12 protein-coding genes and 1 tRNA gene are annotated in these 8,123 nt (G+C 38.9%); 2 read left to right on the top strand and 11 right to left on the bottom strand.

The window, feature by feature from the left end; translation table 11 throughout:
• Window positions 1-45: 45 nt before the first annotated feature.
• The 10 genes from DS742_RS28045 to DS742_RS28010 form a co-directional block, all read right to left on the bottom strand.
• Window positions 46-1,104: a ParB/RepB/Spo0J family partition protein gene (locus tag DS742_RS28045; protein ID WP_117420195.1), complete on the bottom strand. Its 1,059-nt coding sequence runs from the start codon at window positions 1,102-1,104 to the stop codon at window positions 46-48.
• Window positions 1,104-1,880 (bottom strand): ParA family protein, encoded by a 777-nt coding sequence (locus tag DS742_RS28040; protein ID WP_117420194.1) that lies wholly within the window; start codon window positions 1,878-1,880, stop codon window positions 1,104-1,106. Before DS742_RS28040 ends, DS742_RS28045 begins: the two co-directional genes overlap by 1 nt.
• A complete protein-coding gene (locus DS742_RS28035) occupies window positions 1,877-2,233 on the bottom strand; it encodes a hypothetical protein (RefSeq protein WP_117420193.1) in 357 nt (118 codons plus the stop codon). Before DS742_RS28035 ends, DS742_RS28040 begins: the two co-directional genes overlap by 4 nt.
• 137 nt (window positions 2,234-2,370) lie before the next feature.
• Window positions 2,371-3,339, bottom strand: coding sequence for a rolling circle replication-associated protein (locus tag DS742_RS28030; protein WP_205692826.1), 969 nt, complete (start codon window positions 3,337-3,339; stop codon window positions 2,371-2,373).
• A 314-nt stretch (window positions 3,340-3,653) separates the two neighbouring features.
• Window positions 3,654-3,962: a helix-turn-helix domain-containing protein gene (locus DS742_RS28025; protein WP_147325900.1), complete on the bottom strand. Its 309-nt coding sequence runs from the start codon at window positions 3,960-3,962 to the stop codon at window positions 3,654-3,656.
• Window positions 3,963-4,337: 375 nt separating this feature from the next.
• Complete coding sequence (locus DS742_RS28020) at window positions 4,338-4,637, bottom strand: hypothetical protein (protein ID WP_117420191.1); 300 nt, start codon at window positions 4,635-4,637, stop codon at window positions 4,338-4,340.
• A gap of 14 nt (window positions 4,638-4,651) precedes the next feature.
• Window positions 4,652-4,861, bottom strand: coding sequence for a hypothetical protein (locus DS742_RS28015; RefSeq protein WP_117420190.1), 210 nt, complete (start codon window positions 4,859-4,861; stop codon window positions 4,652-4,654).
• A gap of 22 nt (window positions 4,862-4,883) precedes the next feature.
• Entirely contained in the window at window positions 4,884-5,057 is a 174-nt protein-coding gene (locus DS742_RS29145; protein WP_170313632.1) for a hypothetical protein, read from the bottom strand.
• 9 nt (window positions 5,058-5,066) lie between these two features.
• Window positions 5,067-5,234 carry a hypothetical protein gene (locus tag DS742_RS29140; protein ID WP_170313631.1) on the bottom strand — a complete coding sequence of 56 codons (168 nt, stop codon included), beginning with the start codon at window positions 5,232-5,234 and terminating at the stop codon, window positions 5,067-5,069.
• Window positions 5,235-5,307: 73 nt separating this feature from the next.
• Window positions 5,308-5,493 carry a hypothetical protein gene (locus DS742_RS28010; RefSeq protein WP_117420189.1) on the bottom strand — a complete coding sequence of 62 codons (186 nt, stop codon included), beginning with the start codon at window positions 5,491-5,493 and terminating at the stop codon, window positions 5,308-5,310.
• A gap of 174 nt (window positions 5,494-5,667) precedes the next feature.
• Here DS742_RS28010 and DS742_RS28005 point away from each other — a divergent pair, with 174 nt between their 5' ends.
• Both DS742_RS28005 and DS742_RS28000 read left to right on the top strand, forming a co-directional pair.
• A complete protein-coding gene (locus tag DS742_RS28005) occupies window positions 5,668-6,141 on the top strand; it encodes a helix-turn-helix domain-containing protein (RefSeq protein ID WP_170313630.1) in 474 nt (157 codons plus the stop codon).
• Window positions 6,142-6,575: 434 nt separating this feature from the next.
• A complete protein-coding gene (locus tag DS742_RS28000; protein ID WP_170313629.1) occupies window positions 6,576-7,778 on the top strand; it encodes a tyrosine-type recombinase/integrase in 1,203 nt (400 codons plus the stop codon).
• A gap of 129 nt (window positions 7,779-7,907) precedes the next feature.
• Here DS742_RS28000 and DS742_RS27995 read toward each other — a convergent pair.
• A tRNA-Gly gene (locus DS742_RS27995) sits at window positions 7,908-7,980 on the bottom strand.
• Between the last annotated feature and the right edge of the window lie 143 nt (window positions 7,981-8,123).

Genomic DNA, 8,123 nt, shown 5'->3' with positions numbered 1-8,123 from the left:
GACATTTCTTAGCTGGACTTTGTCTGCCCTGCTGCCCTTCTCGGCTTATTCACGGTTACTGCAACTCATTAATATATCCTGTAAAACAAGTAACTCATTGTAAGTGACTTTTTTCGCCTGAATCATAAGTTGTTGTAAGGTGTAAACCGTTTCTCCTTCTATTTTTTCCGGTGATGTTTCTCCTTTTTCTTCGGTGTCCATATTGGACACCATAGGAGGATTCATGCCAATTACAACCCCTGCGCTCTGGTCTGCGTTTTCCGCTGACCGTTCCGCTTGCAGACTGGCTTGTGCTGCTCCGATCTGCGCATCTTTTGCATCCTTTGCGGCTTTCTTTGCTTCTTTTGCTGCTTCCTCCGCTTTTTTAGTCTGTTTTTCCAGTTCTTTTTTTTCCTGCACAATGGCTGCAATCTCTTTCCCTTCAATGCCTCCCTGCTCTGCTGCCCTTTCTGCAATAATCTTTTGTTCCGCAGCAGGAAGCCTTGCAGTTTCATAAGCTGCTACTGATCCCAAATTTCCGTTTTTAAACTGTTCTTTTGCTTCTTCCGTCAGGCTATTATTTATTTTTTCATATCTTCCCATCTGCCCGGAGCTTTCTCCAAGGTATTGCCCTATAATATCTCTGAGCTTACCCTTTAACTCAATTTCTCCGTTGTCTCTCATTTTTTCAAGAACTTTCTTTAATCTTCCTGCCAGTTCTGCTTTCTCATATGGAGTCAAGTCCTGTGTAAATCCATTTCCTGCCAGCAAGGATAATTCATACATATTTTCAGTCATGTCTTTATAAAAGAAACGAACCTTTTTAAATTGCTCATATCCTCTTTCTATGAGCATGATATTTGCCCGGTTTCTCCTGTGACCGTCCACGATCCGGTATTCACCGTTTACTTTGGCTAATACTGTAGGCTGTTCCTGGCCTACAAGTAGGAATGCATCTGCCAAGGCATCAATGTTTTTGTACTCCTGACGCGTGTTTTGCGGTGCTTCTTTCACCTCATAAGGGCTTAACCATATTTCCGTGTAATCTTTTACCCCTGCTGCCGTTCGGCTCCTTGTGGCACTGTTTACAATGTCCAGAAAGGAAAACTCTCCTCCAAGTCCCATTACTTCGCCCCCGATCTTGTAATATATTCCTGAACAAACTGCCTGTAACTTCTGGCGGTTCCACTCCGTGGGCTGTACTCTTGAATTGGCTTCTGAAATAGTGTGCTTTCTGCTGCCTTATCGCTGTACCGGATATAGGTATCAAACATTTTTATATCATGCCTTTTCAGCCATTCAACGCCCGCCGTATTTGTACTGTTGTTTTTGTACATCGTTACCAGCGCACCCGCAAAACGTATACCTGGATTAATCTGTTTTATCTGTTCAATCTGCCCGGTAATCAGGTCCATACCTTCCAAGGCCCACTGATCTATTTTGATCGGTACGATTACATCATTTGTCACAGCAAGGGCATTAATTACATTTAGACCGATATCCGGTGGATTATCTATGATAACGTAGTCATATTGGTTTCCTGCTCTGTTTCTCGCAAATTTAAGGCTTTCAAATCTTTTGCATTGATCCTCTGTATTATCCTTCTGCAACTCGATTCCGGCAGTTAACAGGCTCATATTTGCGCTGATGATATCAAGTCCCGGATAATCCGTTTCCTCGCTTACTTCCTCTGCGGTACTTCTCCTCATAAGTAACTGAGCCGTTGGACATAATCCGTTTCTGTTATATCTCCCGAACAATTTTGAAAGGTTCCCTTGCTTATCATTTTCAAGTAAGAGGACGTTTTTCTTTTCTCCCTGGCTGAGTGAATATCCCAGCTGTGCAGCCGTAAAACTCTTACCTACTCCACCTTTAAGATTGCTAATACTGATAATTGTCATATTACAGGTTCCTCCTTATCCTCGTTTAACCAGATAAAACCTTCTTCCGGTTTTTCCCCTTCTGAATCATCTAAATAATTCTTACCGAAAATCCTCATGAATTCTTCTCTTGTATGGCTTTCTTCAAATGCTCTTTGACCAATTTTATGTAATTTCTCCATAAGTTCCGGGTTAAAGTGAACACCCGCTTTAGAATCCTTGTGATGCATATAACACAAGTGCACTTTCAATCCATTTTTTTCTGATAATCTCCGATTGGGATTTCCTCCGAAAATATGGTGTTCTTCTGTTTTTCCTGCATATCCACAAACAAAACATGATTTTTCGTTTTTATCCTCAATAATGCTTCGCAATCACTCACCTCCCTGTCTTTTCTCAAATCGGCTTCGCCTCTTCTCTTTTTCCTTTACCCTCGTTTCTCTGTCAAAATCTGTTTCATAAAAATATTCCTGCCCCTGCTTGTAGAAATGATATATTTTATTTCCTTGCGTTATGGGTCCAATATATTTACCGGGTGGTTTATCGCTGCATGACCACGCCTTTCCCCATGCTTCTTCCAGTTCTGTTTCTGTTGCTCCTTTCTGCTCCTGCATTTCTTTTTCTCCTTACCCTTTGGCTTTTTTGCTTCCTGCTTTTTCCACATTTTCATGTAGATATGCCACCCGGTTTCCTCAAAAAATTCCGGTATAATGGAAACAATGTTATAATCTGGAAATCTACTTTCAAAAAAATCTCTCCCACAATCAGGAGTTTTTGCGATAGACTCTATTTGCTTTTTTGTATATTTATGGTCTGCATTAGGCTGTTGTATAGGACGTTCGAGATTCCGAGAAGAAGACCAACGCTTTTTACCTTTCGGATCTTTTGTCAGGTATTTACATAAAGCCTCTATTCCGTTCTCATTTACCTGTATACGGTCAGCATTGGTATAGCCTAACTGTTTAATACTTTCACGATATCCCGGTTCTTCATATACTTTTCTCCATGTGATACGTGTATTCGTCCACATCAATTCAAGTTCATCCCGATCCATTCCACCATTCATGATAATATGATGATGGATTCTTTTAATGGCTTCCCCATCTTCTCCGGTATTGTACTCTGTGACCAATATGTACTTTAACCGATCCAGCCCTAATACCTTTCGTCTATAATCCACTCTTCGCAGGAAATTGCTCATTATGTTTTCTGCTTCTTCAATCGTAGCAGGAAGAAACTCCGGGCTGTATGTAGCCGTTTGGTGTATATCTCCTATTCCAAAATTTCCATTTCCAAGCTGTACCAGATAACGCTTTGAATTCTTATCGTTTAAATCTTTCTGTTTTGGTTCTGATACCTTCTGCCGCTTTCCTCTCTTACCCTTTACTGCTTTGTCTGCATTTTCTGTCCTGGGTAAAATATCAACTTCTCTGTAGCTCTGGCAGTCGGTTTTTTTCTCCCTTACAAATCCCCTTGCCATTCACTGCCTTTCCGTGTACCTCTTACTGGGTATATTAACTATTGGCAGTACTCTACTATCTCCCCCTGCCCCTATCCCCTTATCCCTTTATTTATGTACCCATATATTGGTAAGTTTCGTAGGAATGTTAATACCCCATACAAGCCCGGATTCCGGGGACTCCCCCGGCCTTTTGACTTGACTTTCAAACGCCAACATGGTACACTTTAATTGACTATTTAAGTATGTTGACGTTACAATTTTGCACCTGCCATTATTCCAGTAATGACAGGTGCTTTTCTTTTGTCAATTCTTCAAGTTTACATAATATCATGTCAATTCTCTGCGAAAACAAGGCTTTTCATTGTTTCCGCTCCTGCTGCCTTACGCAGCCTTTCCGGCTTGCGTTTCAGAAGATTAACCGGATCTGATTTATAAAACTGGCTCATAGGTATACGCGGATCTCCTGTCTTCCTGGTGGCGTATATATCCCCTGAGTTAATCTTGTTCGATATCGTGTTTCTGGAACATCCCATTATTTCTGCAAGCTCCATAGGAGTCACAAACTTTTCTGATATTGATACCTTTTCCCGAAGTTCCTTTACCTCTTTTTCCAGTTCTTCAATTCTCTGCTCTATGTACAAGTTTTTTCCTCCTCCCTGTTTTTCCCTTGCTTCCATATTCTTCCAGTCATATAATGTACTTACAGGTCATGCCCGACCGAGTACATATGAAAGGAGAATTGATGTGACTTTACAGGCTATTGCTGTTTTACATAAAATTAAGAATTTGTCTAATGACAGTGATACTGCATTACGCCTTGATCCTGATGGTATGATATACCCGTTTGCATCCGATACACCTTCTGCTGATTGCACTAAATACAAAAAAGAAATTATTTCAATCATGGATTCGTTAAAAGATAAAGGATACATAAAAATATCAAGCAACCATATAAGGCTTACGCAAGAAGGGATACACTTTTTTCAAAATTTCACAATATTATGTGTAGGATTCATTTACCAGAGACTAATACCCCTCATTGCATTGGCTGTTTCTATAATTTCTCTTATCCTTTCACGTAATGCGTCTTGATAAAACAGATAATTTACCATTACTTTTATTGTTGTGGCAATTACAAGTAGTCCAAACAAAATACCAACTATGTAAAACCCATACCACGCTATAGCAATAAGTAAATCAAACATTTCATCTCTCCAATTCTTACGGAATCTTTTGATCCATGTATGAAGCCGTTCGTTAATACGTTCGGCCTTTTTCTTTTGCTTTTGTTCATTCTTTTTTTTTGCTTCCTGCATCTGTATTCCTCTGCTCAATTTTCAATGTTGATATTGCCGATATCTCTTTTCATTAACTCCAACATTTCTTTGCTAATAAAGTCATGATACTTGTTTCCTTCCCATATCAGCTTTTTGTTATATTCCATGATGTTCTTTTCCAATTCTCCGTATGTTTTGCTCATACTTTTAATATTTTCATATTCATGTTGTATTCCAACAGCAATTTGTTTTAAGAAGTCCACTCTTCTCTGTCTCCTTTCCCCTTTACTCCGTTCGCTCAATTCCTGTTAATCTAATCGCTATCTTTAAATTTAATTCGCTCATGTAGGTGCAACGGTCACTATTCTCAGAAACGCTTATTGTGTACTCCTGTACCCCGCTTAACTTTTTCTCGTCAAGATAAAGTTTTCCATCTACAATTTTTAATTCATGCAACATTTCTGCCTCCTAATTATCAATCTGATATCTTTTTATAACTTCATCTGACTTTTTAAACATCAGTTCTTCATACTCCGTAATGAAAGTACGTACCTCTTTTCCTGTAGTTGCATTACGGAACTTTTTAATACATTCATCAATTGCTGTATCAATTGCTTTCATAAGTTCATCATCCATGTTTCTTGCTTCCTCCTCTCCCCTTTACTCCGTCCGCTCAATTTTCAATGTTCTGTCCTGCTGCCTCCGGCTCTCACCCGGCGCGCTGTGACTTCATGATTCCCTGATACAGTTTTGCTCCACGCACTGTCTTTAAAAAATCCATTCTTTCCTCAACAGTCATGCTCTGGAAGAATTCAGCAAACTCGTCCGCTTCATGCTTGCATGTCTGTGGAAGCATGATTTCTATTTTTGTTGTCTCCATCTGTGCTACTGACATATGGCGTTTCCTCCTTTCTTATTTATTGAGCAGTTCAAAAATACCACTCACTTGTTTATATCGTTATATTATACCATTCACTTGTTATTGTCAATACATTTTATTAGTTTCTATTGACTTTTTTACAAGTGACTGGTATTATTCAATTTAGATAGAGTGTAGGAGGTGACTTTTTTGACGATTAATGATCGTATAAAACAGATAAGAAAAGAATCAGGATGCAATCAGCGTGAATTTGCGTCCCAATTGGGGCTTACTCAATCCGGTGTAAGTTATATGGAACAGCCTGGATCTACCGTTGCAGATAGTAGCATCAAATCCATTTGTTCTATATATAACTTAAATGAAGAATGGCTGAGACATGGTGTAGAGCCTAAAAACATTGTTACAGATACATTTAGTTTAGATGGATTCGTAGATTCTAAGGGTGGTACAGCAGAAGAAAAAGAAATGCTAAAAGAAGCAATACAGTTGTATTTTGAGTTTGAGCCTTATGTGCGTCAGTCTTTGCTTAATACATATATGAATAAAGTACATCCTAAACAGGCTCGTAATCCTTTATTTGATGGAATACCGGACACACCAGAAGAACTTGAAAGAATGTATCCGGTCATTGATATGAAGAAGAATAAGAAAGATATAGGATGAGATAAGATGGTATGAAGTGCACACCCAACCTCATTAGAAATTTATTATTTCTTTACATATAAATGCAAAGTTGTGTATTTCCCATGAAACTTACATTATAATAAAGCATTTTTTTGCTACGGTAACATATTGCATATATATCTTTTCTTTTCAAAGCTATGTATTTTATACTCATAACTACCCCCTACCTTTCTTTTGTAAAGGTTGGGTGCATGATTATTATAATAATTTTCCATAATATGGTAACTGGTAATTTATCCCAGTTCTTTCCATAAATAAAAAAGCCTCTGCGCTGGCTACGCAAAGGCAAAAGATACTATACGGGCATGATCCCGATATAATATGAGTACATAAATATTATATCATTTTTCCATGCACCTGTATAGGTGTATTTTTTATGCTCAAAAATAAATAATAACGGAGGAATGATACTTATGAGTATCCAAAAGCAAAGTTATACATCTAAAAAAACAGGTAAAACAACTATCAGATATTTTGCAAATGTCTGGTATGCAGCAGAAAGCCGATCTATCACCGGGCCTATGCGTGATAAAGAGAAAGAAGCAAAAAAGGATGAGGTTGATATCATACGATCTGTCGAAGCTGGACAGGTTAAAGCAAAGAAAAAAGAACGCATGACAACCATGCAGGAAGTCTTTGACATTTGGCATGAAGCAACAGCTCCACCCACTTATGCAAATAGCACCTGGAGGATCTACAAAAGATTTTACAACGATTACATAAAAGATGTGTTCGGAGATATGGCGGTATCTAAAATCAAAGCTACCCATATGCAGAAATATGTTAATCTCATGAAACAAAGCCATAGCCCGGCTACCGTAAATAAATGCATTAATATTTTATCTAATCTTTTTACCTATGCAGTTAGTCCGCTCAAATGCATTACTGCTCTTGAAAACCCCATGGAAGGGATAACAAGGTGTACTGTTCCTGTGCGCAAAAAGGTTACATGGTCAGACGATGAAATATCTTACTTTTTAAACTTACCGGAAGTGATTGAATCACATTATTATCCTATGTTCTGCCTTTCTGCTTTGCTTGGTGCGCGCCCCGGTGAAGTCTGTGGACTGACTGAAAAATGCCTGAGCGATAAGCCTACATATATGATTGACTTTGATCGTGGGTATGATAACTGGGAGTGTGAAACGAACCTTAAAACGCATCAATCACATAGACAGCCACCGATACCGAAGCACCTTTATGATCTGCTGCGCAAAAGACTGATATGGAAAAAGAAAAATCGGCTTGAAGATAAAGAATGGTGTGATAATGATTATCTGTTTGTCAGCCAACACGGGAATCCAATTAAGCCTAAACAATATTCCACGGCTTTTAAGAGGCTGCTTACTGCTCACATAAAAAGTATGGAAGAGTATGAGAATGCGCATGATGGAAAATTACCAAAAGGTGATATGAAGTTGTCTTACATATCCCTGTATGGATTCCGCACCAGCTTTGCGACCAATAACATGCGCCGTTTTCCGAATGCTGCTTTGATTTCCTCTATTATGGGTAATAGCCCCAAGACACTGATCCAGTTTTACACTCAGACTGATACCGATATGCAGAAAGAATTGATTGATAACTATGTCAATTTAGAAAGGACTATATCATGATTACAATATACCAGATACCATGTGGTCACTCAAAAACTTTAAGTAAAAACTTTAAGTACTTTTACTTATGTAAACTAAAAAAGGATTCCCGAAAACCGGAAATCCGCATAAACACTAGCTTTTCTTAAAAGCGCGAGACGGGACTCGAACCCGCGACCCCGACCTTGGCAAGGTCGTACTCCACCAACTGAGCCACTCGCGCTTATCTTCTTTTATCTGGGCATATACCCTCAAAACCACACATTGTTATATATCTTCATCCGTTCTTTCCTCTTACCTAAACCAACCTGGTTAAGCCCTCGACCTATTAGTGACAGTCAGCTCCACATGTTACCATGCTTCCAC

Origin of the sequence: Lacrimispora amygdalina, assembly GCF_003432035.1 — a bacterium.
Lineage (GTDB): Bacteria > Bacillota > Clostridia > Lachnospirales > Lachnospiraceae > Lacrimispora > Lacrimispora amygdalina.
Note: the sequence above shows the minus strand (reverse complement) of the source record. Positions and strands in the feature narration are given on the sequence as shown.